The sequence below is a fragment of the Novosphingobium sp. GW835-FHT14H07 genome, assembly GCF_058793515.1.
This window is the reverse complement of the sequence record NZ_JBXAFX010000003.1, coordinates 39787-59760: the sequence shown is the minus strand read 5'-3', so window position 1 is coordinate 59760 and position 19974 is coordinate 39787. Positions and strand designations below refer to the sequence as shown.

13 protein-coding genes are annotated in these 19974 nt (G+C 62.9%); 7 read left to right on the top strand and 6 right to left on the bottom strand.

Annotated features, from left to right (window positions below; genetic code table 11):
• Window positions 1-118: 118 nt before the first annotated feature.
• The 4 genes from AC1Q5P_RS03865 (at window position 119) to AC1Q5P_RS03850 (ending at window position 5219) form a co-directional block, all read left to right on the top strand.
• Window positions 119-2500 (top strand): TonB-dependent receptor, encoded by a 2382-nt coding sequence (locus AC1Q5P_RS03865; RefSeq protein ID WP_492518181.1) that lies wholly within the window; start codon window positions 119-121, stop codon window positions 2498-2500.
• Window positions 2500-3252 carry an SDR family NAD(P)-dependent oxidoreductase gene (locus AC1Q5P_RS03860; RefSeq protein ID WP_492518180.1) on the top strand — a complete coding sequence of 251 codons (753 nt, stop codon included), beginning with the start codon at window positions 2500-2502 and terminating at the stop codon, window positions 3250-3252. Before AC1Q5P_RS03865 ends, AC1Q5P_RS03860 begins: the two co-directional genes overlap by 1 nt.
• Before the next feature lie 4 nt (window positions 3253-3256).
• A complete protein-coding gene (locus tag AC1Q5P_RS03855; RefSeq protein WP_492518179.1) occupies window positions 3257-4342 on the top strand; it encodes a DUF1214 domain-containing protein in 1086 nt (361 codons plus the stop codon).
• Between the two features lie 64 nt (window positions 4343-4406).
• Complete coding sequence (locus tag AC1Q5P_RS03850; protein ID WP_231735401.1) at window positions 4407-5219, top strand: DODA-type extradiol aromatic ring-opening family dioxygenase; 813 nt, start codon at window positions 4407-4409, stop codon at window positions 5217-5219.
• A 4-nt stretch (window positions 5220-5223) separates the two neighbouring features.
• Here AC1Q5P_RS03850 and AC1Q5P_RS03845 read toward each other — a convergent pair whose 3' ends face one another.
• Together AC1Q5P_RS03845 and AC1Q5P_RS03840 are read right to left on the bottom strand one after the other, a co-directional pair.
• Window positions 5224-6456, bottom strand: a complete 1233-nt coding sequence (locus AC1Q5P_RS03845; RefSeq protein ID WP_039334574.1) for an SLC13 family permease — start codon at window positions 6454-6456, stop codon at window positions 5224-5226.
• A gap of 26 nt (window positions 6457-6482) precedes the next feature.
• Window positions 6483-8015: a malonate--CoA ligase gene (locus AC1Q5P_RS03840; protein WP_492518178.1), complete on the bottom strand. Its 1533-nt coding sequence runs from the start codon at window positions 8013-8015 to the stop codon at window positions 6483-6485.
• 93 nt (window positions 8016-8108) lie between these two features.
• Between AC1Q5P_RS03840 and AC1Q5P_RS03835 the strand changes: the two genes are divergently transcribed.
• Window positions 8109-8795 carry a GntR family transcriptional regulator gene (locus tag AC1Q5P_RS03835; protein WP_062343285.1) on the top strand — a complete coding sequence of 229 codons (687 nt, stop codon included), beginning with the start codon at window positions 8109-8111 and terminating at the stop codon, window positions 8793-8795.
• A 216-nt stretch (window positions 8796-9011) separates the two neighbouring features.
• Window positions 9012-11252 (top strand): TonB-dependent receptor, encoded by a 2241-nt coding sequence (locus AC1Q5P_RS03830; protein WP_052242385.1) that lies wholly within the window; start codon window positions 9012-9014, stop codon window positions 11250-11252.
• A gap of 147 nt (window positions 11253-11399) precedes the next feature.
• On the opposite strand, the gene AC1Q5P_RS03825 is transcribed toward AC1Q5P_RS03830, so the two are convergent.
• From AC1Q5P_RS03825 to AC1Q5P_RS03815, 3 genes are all read right to left on the bottom strand, one after another.
• Complete coding sequence (locus AC1Q5P_RS03825) at window positions 11400-12170, bottom strand: SDR family oxidoreductase (protein ID WP_492518177.1); 771 nt, start codon at window positions 12168-12170, stop codon at window positions 11400-11402.
• Between the two features lie 110 nt (window positions 12171-12280).
• Entirely contained in the window at window positions 12281-13927 is a 1647-nt protein-coding gene (locus tag AC1Q5P_RS03820; protein WP_492518176.1) for a two-component system response regulator, read from the bottom strand.
• The gene (locus tag AC1Q5P_RS03815) at window positions 13927-16089 is read right to left on the bottom strand and encodes a sensor histidine kinase (RefSeq protein ID WP_492518175.1); all 2163 of its coding nucleotides are present in this window, start codon (window positions 16087-16089) and stop codon (window positions 13927-13929) included. Before AC1Q5P_RS03815 ends, AC1Q5P_RS03820 begins: the two co-directional genes overlap by 1 nt.
• Window positions 16090-16219: 130 nt before the next feature.
• Here AC1Q5P_RS03815 and AC1Q5P_RS03810 point away from each other — a divergent pair, with 130 nt between their 5' ends.
• The gene (locus AC1Q5P_RS03810; protein WP_492518174.1) at window positions 16220-17656 is read left to right on the top strand and encodes a sensor histidine kinase; all 1437 of its coding nucleotides are present in this window, start codon (window positions 16220-16222) and stop codon (window positions 17654-17656) included.
• Between the two features lie 55 nt (window positions 17657-17711).
• Here the strand turns inward: AC1Q5P_RS03810 and AC1Q5P_RS03805 are convergent, their stop codons facing one another.
• The gene (locus AC1Q5P_RS03805) at window positions 17712-19928 is read right to left on the bottom strand and encodes a TonB-dependent receptor (protein ID WP_492518173.1); all 2217 of its coding nucleotides are present in this window, start codon (window positions 19926-19928) and stop codon (window positions 17712-17714) included.
• Between the last annotated feature and the right edge of the window lie 46 nt (window positions 19929-19974).

Here is a 19974-nt window from a genome sequence, read left to right as displayed (position 1 = left end):
CGCATTTTGCCGAAATACAGAGTTTCCAGTTGCCATCCTCGCTGCATATGCGTAGCTTAAGTCCGAATTGATTGCGCGAAAGCGCATCGGAAAGTATCCTGGAGAGGGAGAGGACATCGTGAGGAAACTGCTCGCCGCTACGGCATTGAGCTCGCTCGCCTTTGTTGCAGCACCGGCATTCGCGCAAGATTTGCCGCAGGATTCCGCGCAAGACACTGCTGCCGAAAATACCTCGGGTATCGGCGAGATCGTCGTCACTGCGCAGAAGCGGGCCGAAAACATCCAGAACGTGCCGATCGCCATCTCGGCGGTGAGCAGCCAGTTCCTTGAGACGCGCGGGATCACCTCGATCGACAGCCTCGGCTCGATCGCGCCGAACGTGAAGTTCGAACGTGCGCCATCGAACAAGACGATTTCGCAGATCGCCATCCGCGGATCGGTGACGATCAACCCGGCCGTGACCTGGGAACCTGCCGTCGGCCTTTACCTGGGCGGCGTCTACATTGCCAAGGCGCAGGGTTCGATCTTCGACGTGGCCGACCTGGAGCGCGTTGAAATCCTGCGCGGTCCGCAGGGCACGCTTTATGGCCGCAACGCGCTGGCCGGTGCCGTCAATCTCGTGCCCAAGGCGCCGAGCGGCGAACTGGGCGTGAAGGGCGAGCTGACGTATGGGAACTACGATTACTGGAAGGGGCGCGCCGTGGTCGATCTTCCGGCGATGGGGCCCTTCTCGCTCAAGCTTTCGGGCCAGATCCAGAAGCGTGACGGCTTCATCAGGCTGACGCCCAATCCCTATCCCCAGGCGGTAGCCGCGGGCCCTGCGCGCACCGGTCGCACCAACGACCTCGACGGCAAGAGCGGCATGGTCCAGCTGCGCTTCAAGCCTGAAGGCAGCAACTTCACCGCCGACTACATGTTCGACTATTCGAAGTTCGATCAGCGCCCGGACTATGCCCAGCTGGTCCGCGTCAACCGCAATGGCCTTCCCCAGGACATCTTCGATCCCAACTCGCCCGGCTATGCCAACGGCGGAGCGTTCTTCCCGCTCAACCTCTATGACCGGGCCGACCGCCAGTCGACCGCATCTCTCGACGCCAACCCGCTTTACGAACGTTCGCGCACTTATGGTCACGCGCTGACCCTCGCGCTCGACCTCGGCGGCGCCACGGTCAAGTCGATCACCGCCTACCGCAATCTCAAGTGGGCGGACTCGCTCGATCTTGATGGCTCGCCGCTGCCGGTGGCGCTGACCCAGCGCGATACCAGCTTCCACAGCTGGAGCCAGGAACTGCAGGTTTCGGGCCAGACGATGAGCGACAAGCTCAAGTACGTCGCGGGCGTGTTCTACTACAAGGAAAAGGCCGAAACGCTCGGGCCGCAAAGCTTCTTCGGCGGCGGTGCGTCTTACCAGTCCGACTACGGATCGAACACCGAGGCGTTCGCCGTATTCGCGCAGGTCGATTACGACATCACTGATGCCCTGAAGCTGACGCTCGGCGGGCGCTACACGCACGAGAAGAAGGATGTGCGCCGCTTCCTGCGCATCAACTTCGATCCGGCAAACGGCATCTTCGCCCCGTTCGTCGCGGCGAACATCCCCTATGGCGGCGTGCCCGATGCCAAGTACAACCGCTTCAACCCGGCGATCACGCTGGCCTATCAGGCAGACGAGAACATCAATCTCTACGCTCGCTTCGCGCAAGGCTTCAAGTCGGGCGGCTTCAATGGCGAAACCAACGACTTCCGCCAGCCGACGGCGGCTTGCCCGACCGGCGCATTTGAGCTGTGCAACCCCTATCGCCCGGAAACGGTCGACAGCTACGAAGTCGGCATCAAGACCAAGCTGGCCGATGGCAAGGTGATCTTCAACGTCGCCGGCTTCTGGGACGAGCACAAGGACATCCAGCTTTCGGTCTTCACCGCCAACGGTGCGGCAGCCTCGGTCGTCAAGAACGCAGCTGCCGCGCGCATCCGCGGCTTGGAAATCGAGACGGTGATCCGTCCGGTCGACGTTCTGACGATCAACGGCTCGCTCGCCTTCCTTGACCCGAAGTACAAGAGCTATATCGAGGCAGTGGGCGGTGTGGATACCAACGTCGCCGACAACCGCGCCTTCCCGCACACACCCAAGACCACCGCAGCGGCCGGCGTCGATCTCCGCGTGGCGCAGGGTGACTGGGGTCGCTTGAACATCAACGGCGACATCAACTACGTCTCCAGCTACTTTACCTTCCCTTATGCTCTGGTACCGCCGAGCCCTTCGGACCAGAACGCTAACAACACCAAGTCCAGGGGCCGCACCATCGTGAACCTGCGCGCCGCAGTTTCCGAAGTGCCGCTGGGCGGGGCGAAGGCTGAACTCGCGCTGTGGGTCAAGAACCTGACCAAGGAGCGCGATCCTTCCAACTTCATCGACTTTGGCCCGGGCTTTGGCGGCCTGACGGTCGGGTATTTCCCCGATCCGCGCACTTACGGCCTCACGCTGGGCGTGAAGTTCTGATGCTGTTCGCAGGGAAAAAGGCGCTGGTAACCGGTGCGGCATCGGGCATCGGCCGCGCCACCGCTATCCGCTTCGCTGCCGAGGGCGCGTCGCTGACCATCGGTGATCGCAATCTTGCGGGGCTTGAGGAAACGGCCGCGATGATCGCCGCCGCTTCGGGCACGGCGCCGGTGGTGCAGGCCTACGACGCCACCGACTATGCCTCGTGCCGCGCGCTGGTGGACACCGCCGCGCGCGAAGGGCTCGACATCGTCTGCAACATCGCTGGCTTGCTGAAGTGGGGGCGCTCCGAGACTTTTGCGGCAGAGGACTTCGACCTGCTCATGCACGTCAACGCGACGAGCGTCTTCGTGATCTGCCAGGCGGCGATGCCACACCTGCTCAAGAGCAAGGGCACCATCGTCAACACCGCGTCCACCGCCGCGCTGCAGGGCCAGCCCTACAACGCTGCCTATTCGGCCTCGAAGCACGCGGTGGCGGCGATCACCAAGGGGCTGGCCATCGAATATGCTGCCGCAGGTGTTCGCATCAATGCGATCTGCCCCGGCCATGTGATCACGCCGATGACGGAGAACACCCCTCCGCCCGAGGGCGTGGACTGGGCGCTGATGATGCGCAACGCGCCCAAGTTGCTCGACGGTTCGTGCGCGCCAGAAGACATCGCGGAAATGTTCGCCTTCCTCGCCAGCGACAAGGCGCGCAAGATCACCGGATCGCTGTTTACCATCGACGGCGGACAACTGGCAGGATGACAGCATGACAGACCTTTCCGCCGAAGCCAGCAACCTCAGCCACGTCTGGCGCCGGTTCTGCAGCGAACTGGCCGAGGCGGGGGAGGTTCTGGCACGCCCGTCCAGCCCGACCAGCGCACTCGATCAGGCCGAGGGTCTGCGGTATCTCAGCCGTCTGGCGCGCACCGCGCTCAACATGCAGGTCGACAGCGCGGACCCGGATTTTCCGCGCCTGTTCCTGTTGTGCGACGACAAGATCAAGATCGGCGCCGACAACCCCGACAACCTCTACCAGCAGTGCGTGGTGCGGGGCGATCGTACCTATCGCATCACCGGCAAGCGCAATACGGTCCCCTACTTCTCGATCGGCAGCAAGGCCAACCGCTATGCCATCGACGGGACGATGGCTTCGACTGGCGAGATCGAATTCGCGCAGATGGAGTTCGGGCCTGACGGCACCTTCGAGATCGTGGTCAGCCGCGATCCGCAGCCGGGCAACTGGCTGCCGATGGCAGACGACACCACCTTGCTGATCGTGCGCCAGACCTTTGACGACAAGCAGACGCAGACCCCTGCCGACATCAAGGTGGAACGGATCAGTGATGGACCGACAGCGCCCGCGCTGCTCACGCCCGCATTGATCGAACAGCAGCTCATGGCCTCTGCCGCCTGGGCGCGGGGCACGGCCAATACCTTCGCCAACTGGTCCGAATGGTTCAAGGCGCATCCCAACCAGTTCTACGATGCGCCGCAGGAGATTTTCTGGAAGGCGGGCGGCGATCCCAATATCTGGTACGGCCACTTCTACTTCGACCTCCAGCCGGGCGAGGCGCTGGTGATCGAAACCCCGGTGCCGGACTGCCGCATGTGGAACGTCCAGATCGACAACTGGTGGATGGAATCGCTCGACCACGTTCACCAGAAGGTGTGGCTCAACAATTCGATGGCCAGGCTGGAGCCGGACGGCAGCGTGATCGTTGTTTGTGCCGATGCTGATCCGGGGTTCGGCAACTGGGTCGATCTTGCCGGGCATCGTTCCGGCACAGGCCTGTGGCGCTGGTTCAACGCAGCCGAGAACGTGGTACCGAGGATGCGGGTGGTGAAGCTCTGACGATCTTGTCGGGCGCCCCAGCAGGTGCCATCTCGGCCACTGAATACACCGCCGGGAATGACAATTGACCCAGACTGCAGACCGCCTTCCGACGTTCTTCCTCAACCATGGCGGCGGCCCGTGGCCATGGATGGACGGCCCGATGCGCCGGGCATACGACCAGCTTGAAGGTTCGCTGCAGGCTGTCATCCCATCCTTGGGGGCCATGCCCAAGGCCATCCTCGTGGTTTCGGCACACTGGGAAGAGGCGGTGCCGCACGTTTCGACCAACGCGGCGCCACCGATGCTTTATGATTACTATGGCTTCCCAGAACACACCTATCGCATACGCTATCCCGCTCCCGGGAGTCCGGAGCTAGCCGGTCGAGTCAGCCAGTTGCTACGCGCCGGGGGCATGGACTGTCGCGGGGACGCGAAGCGCGGCTTCGATCACGGCACCTTCTCGATGATGCAGCCGATCCGGCCCGAGGCGGACATTCCAGTTGTCCAGCTTTCAGTGCTGACCAGTTTCGACGCCGCCGAACACATCGCCATGGGCCGCCTCCTTGCGCCGCTACGCGAGGAGGGCGTGCTCGTATTGGGCTCGGGACTGTCGTATCACAATCTGCGCAATTTCGGGGTGAAGGGACAGGCGGCGTCGCATGCCTTCGACCGCTGGTTGCGCGACAGACTTTCCGGGGTCGATGGCGATCAGCGTGCGATCGCGCTCGAGCGGTGGATGGATGGGCCTGCGGCCATGCAGGCGCATCCGCGGCCCGAGCACCTGCTGCCCTTGCATGTCATCGCCGGAGCTGCCGGAGCAGATCCATGCAGCGTCCAGTTTCACCAGGACGATTTCTTCGGCGGCCTTGCCGTGACCAGCTTCCGGTTCGGCTAGACGATCAAAGGCCGGGCAATCCGACAAAGGCGGCCCATGCCAGCATCGGCCCGATGCCAACGATGATTGCGGCATAAAGCAGCAGCTTGCGCAGCATGGCAGGGCGTTCGTCTTCGGGCGCATTGCCGACGATCAGCGCGCCGTTGGTGGAAAACGGTGAGGTATCGACGATGGTGTTGGCAATGCAGATCGCCGCGACGACCGGCATGACGGCGATGTGACCGCCAGCGAGAACGGGCAGGCTTAACGGGATGATGACCCCTAGCAGCGCCGTCGACGAAGCGAAGGCCGAGACGACGCCGGCAAGATAGCATAGCAGAAGAACTGCGAGACTGGCCGATCCGACCTGCCCGATCAGTGCGCTGATTGCATCGAGCGTGCCGATTCTGTCGAGCAGGGTCACGTAGATGACGATGCCTGAGATGAGCAGGATGGTGGACCAGTCAACCTGCTTGAGCGCACCCTGCTGCGTACGCGGCGCAACCATGGCGAGCGCGAGGATCACCATGAGTGCCATGAACCCGATCTCGACCTTGAACAGCAGCGCGCCGGCGGCGAGGGCCAGCAGGCCGGCAAGCGTCCACGCCCCATCGCGGTCGAGCACCGGCACTTCAACATGGCCTTCGTGGTTCGTGCCTGCCACCGCCTCGCGCCGGGCATAGAACAGCCAGACCATGAGGGCGATTGCGGCATTGAAGGCCGCGCTGGCGATGAACAGGTATTGCGCATCAGGCTCGATGCCGCTGCCGGTGAGGACCTTGGCGGTGATGCCGCCGTAGATCGAGATGGGCGAGAAGCTTCCTGCCTGGGCGCCGTGGACGACGAGCAGGCCCATCATCAATGGAGAAAAGCCGTGGCTGCGCGAAAAGCGCATGGCAATCGGGGCGACGATGGCGACCGCAGCAGGCCCGACAGCGCCAAGCGCCGTCAGCACGCCGGCGACGAGGAAGACAAGCAGCGGCAAAAGCGCCGTATGACTGCCCAGCAGCCCCGCCGCGCGCGCCACCAGCCAGTCTATCGCGCCATTCCTGCTGGCAATCCCGAACAGATAGGTGATGCCGAGCAGGGTCAGGAACAGGTCGGCAGGAAAGCCTGCCAGAACCTCCTTCACCGGCAGTCCTGCGCCGAATACGCCAAGCGCCAAAGCTGCTGCGAAGCCGATCAGCCCCATGTTTACCGGCAACCACACTGCCGCCACGAAGATCGCGACCAGAATCGCGATCGACAGGATCAACATCTCTCATTCCCCTCCCGCACGTTGCCCTAGCTGGCGAAGAGTGCGGCATATTCCTGTCTTAGCAGTGCCTTCTGCACCTTGCCCATGGTGTTGCGCGGCAATTCATCAACGAAAACGACCGCGCGCGGCTGCTTGAAGCGGGCCAACCTGTCAGCCAGAGCGGCAATTACCCTATCGGCATCGAGCGTCGGGTCGGTCGCCTTCACCACGGCAACGACGGCCTCGCCCATGTCGGCGTGGGGCACCCCAATCACCGCGCTTTCGGCGATGCCGGGGATCTCATCGAGCACGGCTTCGACTTCGGCCGGATAGATGTTGAAGCCCCCGGCGATGATCAGATCCTTGGCACGGCCGACGATATGCACATAGCCTTGCGGGTCGATGTAGCCCAGGTCGCCGGTGATGAAGAAGCCATCGTCGCGGAATTCCTCGGCAGTCTTCTCAGGCATCTGCCAGTAACCGCGAAACACGTTGGGTCCTTTGACCTCGATCACGCCAATCTCGCCCTGGGGCATTTCGACTCCGCTTTCGGGCTGGGCAATGCGCAAGATCACGCCCGGGAGCGGGAATCCTACGCTGCCCGGCTTGCGCTTGCCATCATAGGGATTGGAAGTGTTCATGTTGGTTTCGGTCATGCCATAGCGTTCGAGGATCGCTTGCCCGGTGAGAGCGGCACAATCCTTGTGGACCTCCGCCGAGAGGGGCGCCGAACCTGAAATGAAGAGGCGCATATGGCTGACAAGCTCGCGAGTGAAACCGGCATGGCCCAATAACCGCGAATAGAAGGTCGGCACCCCCATCAACACGCTTGCCTGCGGCATCAGCCTGACAAGTTCATCAGCATCGAACCGCGGCAGGAAGATCATCGCCGAGCCCGCCGCGATCGTGACGTTGGTTGCCACGAACAAGCCGTGCGTGTGAAAGATCGGCAGGGCATGAAGCAACCGGTCGGCGCTGGTGAAGCGCCAATAATCGAGCAGGGTCAGCGCATTCGAGGCCAGGTTCGCATGGCTCAGCATTGCTCCCTTGCTGCGCCCGGTTGTGCCGGAGGTGTAAAGGATCGCAGCGAGGTCGTCCGGCTGCGGAATGTGGCGCGGGAAGGCTTCGGGCTGGCCTGCCGCGGCTGCGACGAGCGTTCCGCCGGTGCCTTCTGTGTCGAGCGTCAGCAGCGCAGGCAGGCCAAGCTCGCTGCACAAGTCCGACATGGCCGCCTCATCAGTGGTGCGGCACAGAACGAGGGCGGGGCGCGCATCACCAAGGAAGTAGCGCAATTCGCCTATCGTATACGCAGTGTTGAGCGGGAGGTAGACAGCGCCCGACAGCAGCGCGGCCAGCCAGGTGAGCAACGCTGTCTGCGATTTCTCGACCTGGACAGCCACACGGTCGCCCGGCATCACGCCATTGGCGCGAAATGCATGGGCGATCTGGGCAGCGCGAACTGCGGCGCTACGGTAACTCAGCTCTGCTCCATCCGGACCGATCAGGAAGGGTGCATCTGGTTGAGATTCGCAATGGCCCAGAAACAGGCTGAGGATGTCGTGCGGCGCACCGTAAGGCAATTGGCAGGTCCTTGAGCAGGACTCGGGAACAGGTTGTTTCCGGAGTGTGTGTATGCAAGAATTCCATAATCACACTATCGGGCATGCATCAACATGATTTCGGAAAATGACCACGCCGGCGGGATGCTGCGTTCGGAGCGCATCCGCCTCGCGCTTGCGGACGAAATTACCAGCGGCATTCTGGCGCCCGGCACCCAGCTGGACGAGCAGCAACTGGGCGACCGGTTCGGCGCCTCGCGCACGCCGGTTCGCGAAGCCTTGCGGCAATTGGCCGCGGAGGGACTGGTCGAGATGCGACCGCGGCGCGGTGCGGTCGTGGCCGCGATGACGGCAGAGCGGGTGTTCGAGATGTTCGAACTCTCAGCGGAAATCGAAGCGCTGTGCGTGCGCCTGGCGGCGTGGCGAATGACCCCTCTCGAACGGAGCGCGCTGAGGAAAATCCACGAAGAATCGGCCATTTTGGTGGAGAATGGCGATGTAGAGGAGTACGACCGACTGAACTGGCGGTTCCACGATGCGATTTATGAGGGAACCCACAACACCTTCATCGTGGAACAGGCAAAGCTCCTTCGTGAGCGCATGGCCGCCTTTCGCAGAGCGCAGTTGCGACAGGGTGGACGACCCGCGCGGTCGCGCAACGAACACGGCGAACTGGTCGAGGCCGTAATGCGTGGCGATGGGGAAGAAGCGGCCAAACTGATGCGTGCGCATATGTTCAACGCTTCGAACGCGCTCGAAGGATACGCTCGCCTTTTCACCAGTCCCGACGTGCAAGGCTGACGATACCCTCAACAAGGCCAGTGGGAACTGGCAACAATTTTGGCTTGCGCTGTCAAAACAAGTATGCAAGGCAAGAGGCATAACGACCGCGCGCATACATTGCAGCGGCTGAGAGGGATGCCAGAACCAAGCCACAGGGGCGATATGTGAGCCCTGGCGCCCCCTCTGCTGACAGCGCTGTCGATAAGGGTGCAGGTTTCAAAAGGGAGGATTACGATGAGAAAACTGCAGTTCGCGTGCCTGGCATCGGCACTGTCTCTGGCGGCTACGTCCGCCTACGCCCAGGATGCCAGCGAGGCGCCGACAGATGGCGACATCGTCGTCACGGCAAACCGCACTTCGTCGCTGCTGTCCAAGACCCCGATTGCAATGACGGCTGTCGGCGGTGACGATCTGATCGCCTCGGGCATCACCAACCCGACGCAGCTTGAGGAAAGCGTTCCCAACCTGTCTATCGTGCGCGGCAACGGCCTGCAGATCACCATTCGCGGCGTGACCAGCACCGACGGTACCGAAAAGGGCGATCCTTCGGCGGCCTTCATGGTCAACGGCGTCTATCTGGCGCGTCCGCAGGCTCAAGAAGTCTCGTTTTTCGACATCGAGCGCGTAGAAGTGCTGCGCGGCCCGCAGGGCACGCTCTATGGCCGCAACTCAACGGCCGGCGTGGTCAACATCCTCACGGTTCAGCCCAAGTTCGAATTTGGCGCACGCGCCGATGTTTCCTACGGCAATTTCAACGCGCTGAATGGTACTGCCGTCATCAACGTCCCGGCTGGCGAAACGATTGCCTTCCGCGTTGCCGCGAACATCGACCAGCGTGACAGCTATCTGATCGATGGCGCGCCGAACGATGGCGTGACGCTCAACAAGTTCAAGGACAACAAGTCTGTCCGCCTGTCAGCACTGTTCAAGCCGACCCCTGACCTCAGCCTTCTGCTTGTCGGTGATTACAGCAAGGTGAAGGGCAACCCCACCAACGGTGTTCCCACCACGCAGTTCTATAGCAACATCACGAGCGGCGGTCGCCAGAACTTCAGCGCGCCAACCTATCTGGGCGCCGATCCCGATGTCGCCCGCACGTTGAGCCGCACGCAGGCGCAGCAGGCCTTCCGCAACAACGAGGAAAAGGGCGTGATGGGCGAGCTCAACTATACGTTGGGCAATGTCACGCTGACCTATCTCGGGTCATACCGTGAATCGGAACGCAAGGAATTCAGCAACGCCGCCAATGGAGCGTTCTCAGCGGACTTTGCGGGCAAGTACTGGCAAACCTCGCAGGAAGTCCGTCTCGCTTATGGTGGAGATGGCCCGCTGCAGGCGCAGATCGGCGGATACTACTTCAAGGAAAAGTCAGGCATTGCCTTCTTCCTGAACAATCTGCTGGGTGCCAACACGCGCTTCGGCTTCCCGCAGGACCCGACAATTGCCGAGAACAAGTCAGTCTTCGGGCAGGCAACCTATGAAATTGTCCCTGACCTGAAGATCACGGGCGGCGTCCGCTACTCGCACGACCTCAAGTCGCGCGTCGGCAACACGGTGGTCGATTACTACGACAGCATCGGCACATCCTATAGCATCGGCAACTTCATCCGCCGCCAGATCAACCAGAACAACGATGCCAAGCGCACCTTCAGCCGTGTGACCTGGCGGGCGGGGGTCGATTACGACACGTCGCTCGGCCTGATCTTCGCGTCGGTCTCCACCGGTTACAAGGCAGGTGGCTTCAACGATGGCTGCGAGATCGGCAAGGGTGCCAACTGCGCATTGCCCGCAGAAGCGCTTTACTATGATCCCGAAACCCTCACCGCTTATGAAGCAGGCTTCAAGTTCCGCTTCAGCCCGGCATTCCGCCTCAACGGCACGATCTTCCATTATGACTATGCAGGCCTGCAGCTTTCGCAGCTGTCCGACATTTGCGGTGGGCCTTGCCAGGTTACGACCAACGCTGCGAAGGCGAAGGTTGATGGCGTGGAGCTTGATGCCCAGATCCAGCCTTCGGATCGCTTGACGGTCAGGCTGGCACTGAACTGGCTCGATGCCCGATATGACGAATATGCTCCTGCATACAACGATACTTCGGTCACGCCGAATGTACGCCGCTCGGTGAATTTCGCCGGTCGTGCGCTCAATCGCAGCCCGAAGTGGAGCTGGGTTGCCGGGGCGAACTATGTCCTGCCGGTGGGCGAAGGGCGCATCGTATTCGACGCACAGACTGCGGCCCGCAGCCGTTACGAAGTGACCGACCTCGCCAACTTTGCCTACTTCTACCAGCCGGCAGCGACGAAGACCGACGTCTCGGTGACTTACAGAGCGCCGGAGGATCGCTTCTACTTCGCCGCATTTGCCGAAAACCTCGAGAACAACCTCGTGGTAACCGGAGCAAGCACCGGGCTGTTCGGTGCTGTCACTTTCGCCGATCCGCGCACCTATGGTGTCCGTGCCGGCGTCAAGTTCTGACGGGAGAAACTCCCTCGCCGACTGGCATGAGGGCAAGTTGGCAAACGGGCGGGCGGGGCTATCTGGCCTCGCCCGTTCGCATTCCAGAATCTCGGAACGATAAGTTTCCGGAAGCCCCCGCCTGATGGTTCCCTGTGGATCTTCGGCTCAGCTTTCCACGCGGGGTTCCACCTGAATTAGCGAGACAGCTGTGCGGCGAGGCTGGGTCAGCATGAAGTGCGTAGCAACCGCAATGTCTTCTGCACGAAGCATCTTCTGGGCATTGATGGCCTTGCGCTGATCTTCGTCAGAGTACTCCGGATACTGGAAGTCGGCACCGGTCAGCCCCGGTTCGATCAGGCCGACCTTGATGTCTTTGGGTGCCATTTCTTCCCGGAATGCGGCGGCAAAGCCCTGGACGCCGGACTTTGCCGCGACATAGACCGAGCTGCCCTTGCCGCGAGAGACTGCCGACATCGACCCGATCAACACGATGTCGCCACCGTTGCCCATCCGCCGCGCCGCTTCCCGCGATGCAACCACATAGGCGACCAGATCGGTTTCCAACTGATAGCGCAGTTCCCCTTCGTTGACGTCCATCGGGGTCTGCGCGGGAACTGCAGCGTTGATGATTGCAACATCGATCGCACCGCCCAATGCTGCGTCGGCAGCACTCCAGAACCGGCGCATGTCCTCAGGCCGTGCCAGATCGACCGCAACGCCATCGCCCTTTCCGACGTTGTTGATCCGGTCGAGCGCATCGGCAAGATGCTGCTCGTCGCGGCCGCAGATAAATACGGATGCTCCTTCGCTGGCCAGAAGCACGGCGATCGCGCGGCCAATGCCTGTTGTACCTCCGGTAACGACCACCCGCTTGCCATCAAGGCTCGGTTGCTCGGTGTGCGCATCGTCGGGATCGAGGGCAATTTGGCCAGACATGAAATTCTCCGCGTCAGCAGCTCCGACAGAATGCCGGACGCTCGCAAGAGAACTGCATGAGATGGGCGGCGGTTTCCCGGATCAACCGGCTTCAGCCAGCATCCGTCGCATCAGGAGGATGGCCACGCTTGCAACAGCTGGCAATACTCGTCGAAACGGAGGGGTTTCGAGATGACGAAACCCTGCAGCGTATTGCAGTCGTTCTCTGCCAGCCAGCGCCGCTGTGACTCCAATTCGACACCTTCGGCCACCGTTTCCAGCCCCAGCATCTTGGCCAGACCGATGATGCCCAGCACGATCTTCTGGTCGGGGCCAGACTCCGCCACGCGCTGCACGAAGCTGCGGTCGATCTTGATGGTGTCCACGGTGCAGGCCTGCAAGTGGGCGAGCGAGGAGTAACCAGTGCCGAAATCGTCCAGAGCAACGGCGATGCCGCGGGCATGCAGAGCCTTCACGATGGAATCGGCCTGTCGCGTATCGGTAATGACCGACGTTTCGGTCACTTCGACCTCGAGCAAATGCTCGCTCGCACCATAATGGGCAAAGATCCGCGAAATCCTGGCGGGCAGATCGGGGGTGAATTCGGATGCACCAATATTGACCGCCAGGCGAGGGGGGAGGCCCTTCTTTACCAGAGCCAGTTGCGCGACCGCTGCTTCGCGCAGGACCCAGTCGGTCAGATGCGAAAGCAGACCCGCGCGTTCGACCACGGGTATGAACGTTGCCGGAGAGAGATGCCCGAGCAACGGGCTTTCCCAGCGGACCAGCACTTCGGCCGACAAGGGACGTCCGCTCTCCGCGCAGACCTTGGGCTGATAGCAGACGTGCAGCTGGCCCTGTTGCAACGCCGTTATCAGCTCGGCACGGATCGAGCTCGCCAGACGCATGTCCGACATGGCCGCCCCTTCGAGCTGGAGCAGTCGCCCGCCACCCTCGCGCCGCAGAAGCCGCGCGGCTTCCATCAGGCGTTCAAGCAGGGGTTCCCCGCACTTTGCCATGCCGATCTCGGCCGTCACCGCCGAAAGGGAAAGACGCGACCGCACCCAGGTCAAAGGCTTGCTATCGCGAACCTTGAGTTCGACCAGCGGCTGCAAGGCTTGCTCCAGAACAGCGAGGCTGTTGCCGATCACCGCCCAGGCATGGCCGTGCACTTTGAACACTTCAAGACCGGCCCGCCTCGCCATCCTGTCGATCAAGGTCTGGATCCGGCCTTCGCCTTGTCCTTCGAACCTGCTTGCCAACTCGGGCTGGCTGTCGATCTTCACCACTGCCACGGCTTCGCCCGGTCTGGCGCGAGAAAGTCGGGCCAGGAAAGTCGCACGTCCGTCAGGGTCCGGTTCCTCCCGGGCTGCGGCGTGGCGCTGGGCGGCATTCTGCAGGTGGCTTTCGACCGTGGCGATCAACAGGTCATAATCGACTGGCTTGACCAGATAGTCATCTGCCCCTGCACGCCGACCCGAAATCATTGTCGTGCGATCATTGAACGCGGTCAGAAACACGAACGGAACAAGCGACTGCGCATTGCGGCGCGCCCTCAGGGTTTCAAGAAGCTCGATGCCGTTCATCCCAGGCATCTGCACGTCGCAGAGCACGAGATCGGGCAATGCTTCGTCCATCCGGGCAAGCGCAGCCTCGGCGTTCTCCGCCTTGTCGATCTGGAATCCGTGGTCGGCCAGTTCCTCTGCAATGTCGCGCAGGATCTCTGGCTCGTCCTCGACACAGAGAACACGGAAGTCCTTGGGTGAGAATGCACTCATCACGCCGCCTCCCAGAATTCGGTCGTCGTGACCGTCGCCAGTGGCAGACTGGAACTCACCACTGTCCCTTGTCCAGGCGTCGACTGGATGTCGAGCAGCCCGCCGTTGGCGTCAATCAGGCTGTTGGCAAGATAGAGGCCCGTGCCGGCGCCGGGAACGGCCGTGCTGTTCGACCCGCGATAAAAGCGCTCGCGCACCAGGGGGAGCTCCTCAGCCGGGATGCCGGGGCCCTGGTCATGCACCGATATGATGCAACGCCCTTCTTCGATCTGCGTTTCGATCCACACCTTGCCGTCTCTCGGCGAGAATCGGCAGGCGTTTTCGAGGATAGCGACGAGCGCGGAGTGGATCAGCTGGCGATCGACAAACAGGGCCGTGCGCTCGATGTCGTCGTTGATGCGAATTTCAATGGCGCGCTCACTGCCTGCCGAGGCAACCGCTTCGCGCAGAATACTGCCCAGAGCAACCGCTGCAGGGCGACACGTCGTCTGCCCTTCTTCCATGCGTACCAGTTGCAGCGCGCTTTCCATCACGTCACGGATGCGCGAAACGGCGCGGCGGATCATGTCGGACCGTTCCACGACGGTGTCTTCCGTAAGCCGTGACGCCCGCCGCTTCAGGATCTGGCCGCTGCTATCGATCACGGTGAGCGGCGTGCGGAATTCGTGGCTGAGGATGTTGATGAACCGCCTCTGGCCCGTGGTGATGCGGCGTTCGGTATCATACGAACGACGCACTTCGGCTTCCTGGGCCACGATCCGTTGATGCGCTTCGCCAAGCTTCTGGCCCATTTCCACCAAACGGCCTGAAAGGTTGTCGACTTCGCTCACGCCGAACTTTGGCGCGGTCTGGTTGTATTCGCCTGCACCGATCCGGTCCATGAGCTGCTCCACTTCGCGCAAGGGCCGGGCAAGGCGTCGGCTCATCACCCGCGCGCGCCAGACGAGGAAGGCGAAGAACACCACGTAGAAGGCAAGCAGGATCAGCAGCATGATCACGCCGACAGTGACCAGTTGATCGTGCAGCGAATTCGCGTCAGCCAGGATCTGCGAAGCGGGTGCCAGCACCACCAGCGTCCAGCCAGGACCAGCAACCCTGGCATTCGTGGCCAGCATGTCGCGGCCGCCCAGCATGACGTGGCTTATCCTGGAGGAGCCACTGCCGACCGCCTGCGCAAGTGCCTTCAGTTCGGGGCGGCGGGTGATGTTGAACTGGTCCGGCTTGAACGTATCGGACCGTATCGCATCGGCGTACTTGTGGTCCTTGAGTTCGGTCAGCCCAAGATCCTTTTCGCCTGCCGGGGGCAGGGCGAGGATGGTTCCGTCTCGCCCCACCAGCATCGCGTAGCCCTGCCAGGGCAGGTTGAGCGAGAGGATGCGGCTGACCACGGTATCCAGCGTCATGTCGATCCCCACGACGCCCTCCAGCCGCTTCTCGCTGTATACCGGCGCAATCGACGAGACCATCCAGCCCGAACCTGCCGGATCGACATAAGCATCGGTCCAGACCACCTTGCGTTGCGGGTTATGCTGCGCATCCGCTTCGTAGTAGAAGTTGTACGTGGGGATGTTCATTTTCGGCGCGTACTGGCTCAGCACGTCGAAGTACGGGTAGATGCGATTGTAGCTGTCCCAGGTATTGAGATAGACCTGCCGCACCAGCGGCGATGCAGCCTTGATGTGGCGCATGGTGTGATCGAGCCGCGTGGAGCGCCAGACCTTTTCGATCTCATCCGCGCCGACGGGATGATAGCCGCTGTAGAATGCGGCAGCATCGTCGGGGCGCCCTCGTGTTGTGTGAAATACCCTGTCCGAACCGATGTGATACCGTGCCTTTTCCTCTGGGGGCGGATCGTAGGGCGTAGCCAGCGCTTCGCCAGCTTCCGCGCCAAGAAGGCGCGTCATGCCTTCGACACCACCGAGAGTGGCGGTGATGTTTGCCGATTCACGCGCGGCAATGTCCGTCAGGTACTTCTCCGAGACCGCCGTTACCGTCGCGACATTCTGCTGATACGTGAAGTTCCCCGTCGCCCAGTAGCTCAACAGAAAGCCCAGTTCGATCAGGCAAAGCGGTATGACGGCGGTACGCAGATAGGACGCGCCGAGCCAGCGGGCTAGCGTGGTTTGCCTGCCTTGACCTTTTCGTGCGAGTCCTGCGAACACCCGTTGTTCCTTGCTGACCTGCCGTATACCCCTGGAAATACTAAATTTAGATTGTCGGCTCTAAGCAGAATCCCATATGCGCGCGCACAGACACAGGCCGGAAGGGCAGAATTCTGCGCAGGCGGCGGACTTGCCACCTGGCCATGGCGATGCGCTGCGCCTGCTCGCGCTGGTTGACCGTGCGGTGTGGATCTACGATTTCGATCATGTGCGCATGATCTGGGCCAATCCCGCCGGCTTGCGCTTCTGGCGGGCTGAAAGCCTCGAGGCGCTCTGTGCACGGGACCTGAACCCCACTGCCTTGGGCACGGCCGAGCGGCTGGAGAACCTGCGCCATGCGCTGGCGAGGGGCGAAGTGCGCAGCGAGCGGTGGACCTTCTATCCACAGGGCCAGCCCTTCCAGCGTGACTGTCGCCTGCATGGCGTGGCGCTCGAGGACGGGCGCATGGCGCTGCTGGTCGATGCTGCCGATGCGCCGATGCAGGTGGCGGACAGCTCGTTCGAGACGCGTGCGATCGAGGCGGTGCGGCAATCGGCGCTGATGATCTCGCTGCTGAGCGAGGGCGGGCAGTGGCTGATGCACAACCCTGCGGCCGAGGCGCTGATCAACCGGCTGCACGGCACCAACCTGCCAGGACTGGACAACTTCGCGACACTGTTCGCCCATCCCGACGAGGCGGTTGCCCTGCGGGCGCGGGCGCTCGAAAGCGGCAGTGCAGAAGCGACCCTGCGCATGGCAGGTCCGTCCTTCCGCATGCACGAGGTCACGCTCCGCCGCTTGACCGATCCGGTGACGGGCAGGCTTTCGCTCATGGTCAGCCAGGCCGACGTGACCCGGGCCTACCGGGCCGAGCGCCGCCTGCACAAGGCGCTGGCGCGCGAACGCACGATTGCCGAGACGCAGCGCCAGTTCCTGTCGGTGACCAGCCACGATTTCCGCACGCCGCTGAGCGTGATCGACGGTTCGGCCCGTCGCATCGCCCGTCTGGCGGAACCCGGCAGCGTGATCGCCGAACGCGCCGAGACGATCCGCGACACCGCGCGCCGCATGACCGAGGCGGTGGATCGTACCTTGGGCTGGGCCTCGATCGAGGACGGCCGCGTCGATTTCCAGCCTGAGCGGGCGAACATCAGACCGATGGTGGAACGCGCGCTCCTCGCCCAGCGCTCGGTACATCCGCATCGCCCGTTCGTAGCGGAACTGGACGATGTGCCCGACCTGATGCTCGACCAGGTTCTGATGCTGCGCGTGCTCGACAACCTGATCGGCAATGCCATCAAGTATTCGCCCGAGGAACAGCCGGTCCGCGTGCGCTGCTTTGCCCGCAACGGCGAGGTGATGGTCTCGGTGACGGACGAGGGGATCGGAATTCCCTCCGATGAGCTATCAAAGCTCTTCAACCGCTTCTTCCGCTCGAGCAACGCCCGCCGCTTCAAGGGCAGCGGTGTTGGTCTGCACGCGGCGCGGTTCTACATGGAACTCCACGGTGGCCGAATCTCGGTAAAGACCACCGAAGGCAAGGGCTCGACGTTTACGCTGGCGTTCCCGGTACCGGCCAAAGGTTAGGCAGTAGCCGCACCGCCACTTCTTCTGTCGGCCCCGCGCTAGTCCCCTAACACGATCAGAACGCTCGCTTCACGCTCGCGCCCCACGTCCGCGGCGTGCCGACATGGTTGTAGTCGAAGCCGAAGCCTGAGAGGTCTATGCGCGAAGTGAAGTAGATCTTGTCGGTGAGGTTGCGGCCCCACAGTGACACGGTCCAGTCGCCACGAACGTAGTCGATCCCGGCGCCGAGCAGGGCGTAGCCGCCTTGGCGCAGGCGGGGGATGTTGACGATCTCGAAGTATTGCGAGGACACATAAGACGTATCTGCGCGGAGGGCGAGGCGGGCGTTGCCGGCTTCCCAAGCGGTCCAGTCGATCGCGGCATTGGCGGTGAGGGCAGGGGCGTTGGACAGGCGGTGGCCGCGCACGTCGAGGCCGCTGATCACCCCGCGCGTCGCCCGTGCATGGAGCAGGCCGAGCCCGGCGTTGAGCGACAGGGTGGGCAGGGGCCGCGCGTCCAGCTCCAGCTCCGCGCCATAGATGCGCGAGCGATCGAGGTTGACCAGCGTCTGCGTCGCGTCGACCGGGTTGACCGAAAGGAACTGCTGGTTGCGGTAATCGTACCAGAAGCCGGTGAGCGATACCGAGACCATGCCGCCCAGCCGCGCCTTGGCTCCCGCTTCGAAGGCGTCGAGAATTTCGGGCTTGGCGACGCCCGCTTCGGACGGATCGAAGAAGGCTTGGGCGTTGAACCCGCTGGCGCGGTAGCCGCGGCTGTAGCTGGCGAAGAGCAGCGTGCCATCGTCGAGCTTGTGATCGAGCGCGAGCTTGCCGGAGAGGTTGTTGCCGGAAAAGCGGCGGTCGAGCGGTGCGATCGGCGTGGCGACGAGGACACCGTCAACGCCCCGGATTTCCGAGGTCAGCCCGGCCTGCAGGCCTGTGTCATGTGTGAAGCGCAGGCCCCCGCGTAGGGTGGTGCCGCCGCCGAGCTTCAACCGGGCGTCGCCGAACAGGGCCCAGCTGCGCTTATCCTGATCGAAGCGATTGGAGATGACGCAAGCGAACAGGCTGGCATTGGCGGTGCAGTCGTCCACATCGACGCGGCCGTTGCCGTCGACGTCAAGATCGGTCCAGAAGTTGAGGTCGGTCGCGTTGAACAGATCCTCGCGGTGGTGATGGGCGCCAACGATGACGCTCAGCGGGCCATCGCCCTCCCATGCGAGGCGCAGTTCCTGTCCGAACTGGGTGCCGCGATCGGTGTAGGGGATTTCGAGCACTTGGCGCGGGCTGCCGTCGGTGTCCTCGGGGACATAGAGGCTGCCCTTGTCCCAGCCGGTGACGGAGATCAGGGTGAGGGAATCGCTGAGCTTGAAGGTGCCGGTGAGGGCGGCCGACCAGGTGCGGGCGAGACGGCGGGCGGTGAAGTTCGCCTCAAGTTCGCGAATTCCCAGTCCTTCGCGGAAGTAGCTGCTGCCCTGGCCGTAGGCCTCGTAAGCGCCGTTGCCGACGCCATCGGGGCGCGGCCTGGAATAGTTGCCGTAGTTCTGTGGGCGCTGCAGGCTGGTCGAGAGGCGCAGTATCAGCTCGGCGCTGTCGGACGGTTGCCACAGCAGCGAACCGCGAATGCCGTATTCGCGGGTGGAGGACAGGTCCGGCTGTCTGGCAAGCCGGTTGCGGAACCAGCCATCGGCGCTGGCGGCGGTAAAGGCCACGCGAGCAGCAAGGCTCGGGCCGAGAGCCATGTTCAGCGCGCCCTGCGCCTCGAGGCGATTGTAGTTGCCCGCGCCCAGCCTGAGGTAGCCTTCGCTGGCGAAGACCGGGCGGGCCGAAACGTAGTTGATCGCGCCGCCGGTGGTGTTCTTGCCATAGAGCGTGCCCTGCGGCCCGCGCAGCACCTCGACGCGTGAGAGATCGTAGAGGGCCAGACCGAGGAACGCGAAGTTGCCTTTGTAGACCTCGTCATAATAGGCGGCGACGGGTCCGGCCTGGTTGAGGCTGAAGTCTGACATCGATACGCCCCGCAGCGCAAAGATCGGGGTGTTCTCGCCTACCGTCGCGCTGAAGCGCAGGTTGGGGATGCGGGCGGCGAGGTCGTCAGCCTGGGCGAAGCGCGCGGCTTCCAGGTTCTCGCCGCCGAGCACGGAGAGCGAGAGCGGCACGTCGCTCGCCTTTTCCGATCGCTTCTGCGCGGTGACGACGATCTCGTCCTGCGATTCGGCTTCGGCGGGCACATCGGCGGCTGGCGCGGGGAGGATAGCAAGGCCGGCAGAAAGGCCAGCGGCGAGGACGGACATTCGCAAGCTCCGGGGAAGGGTGCCCCGAACTAGACCGCGTGTGGTT

What these genes read in the sequence shown, in the direction of transcription:
- AC1Q5P_RS03860 (WP_492518180.1), top strand. Translation starts at nt 2,500, where the DNA reads ATGCTGTTCGCAGGGAAAAAGGCGCTGGTAACCGGTGCGGCATCGGGC.
- AC1Q5P_RS03855 (WP_492518179.1), top strand. Translation starts at nt 3,257, where the DNA reads ATGACAGACCTTTCCGCCGAAGCCAGCAACCTCAGCCACGTCTGGCGC.
- AC1Q5P_RS03845 (WP_039334574.1), bottom strand. Translation starts at nt 6,456, where the DNA reads ATGTTGATCCTGTCGATCGCGATTCTGGTCGCGATCTTCGTGGCGGCA.
- AC1Q5P_RS03835 (WP_062343285.1), top strand. Translation starts at nt 8,109, where the DNA reads ATGATTTCGGAAAATGACCACGCCGGCGGGATGCTGCGTTCGGAGCGC.
- AC1Q5P_RS03830 (WP_052242385.1), top strand. Translation starts at nt 9,012, where the DNA reads ATGAGAAAACTGCAGTTCGCGTGCCTGGCATCGGCACTGTCTCTGGCG.
- AC1Q5P_RS03825 (WP_492518177.1), bottom strand. Translation starts at nt 12,170, where the DNA reads ATGTCTGGCCAAATTGCCCTCGATCCCGACGATGCGCACACCGAGCAA.
- AC1Q5P_RS03820 (WP_492518176.1), bottom strand. Translation starts at nt 13,927, where the DNA reads ATGAGTGCATTCTCACCCAAGGACTTCCGTGTTCTCTGTGTCGAGGAC.
- AC1Q5P_RS03805 (WP_492518173.1), bottom strand. Translation starts at nt 19,928, where the DNA reads ATGTCCGTCCTCGCCGCTGGCCTTTCTGCCGGCCTTGCTATCCTCCCC.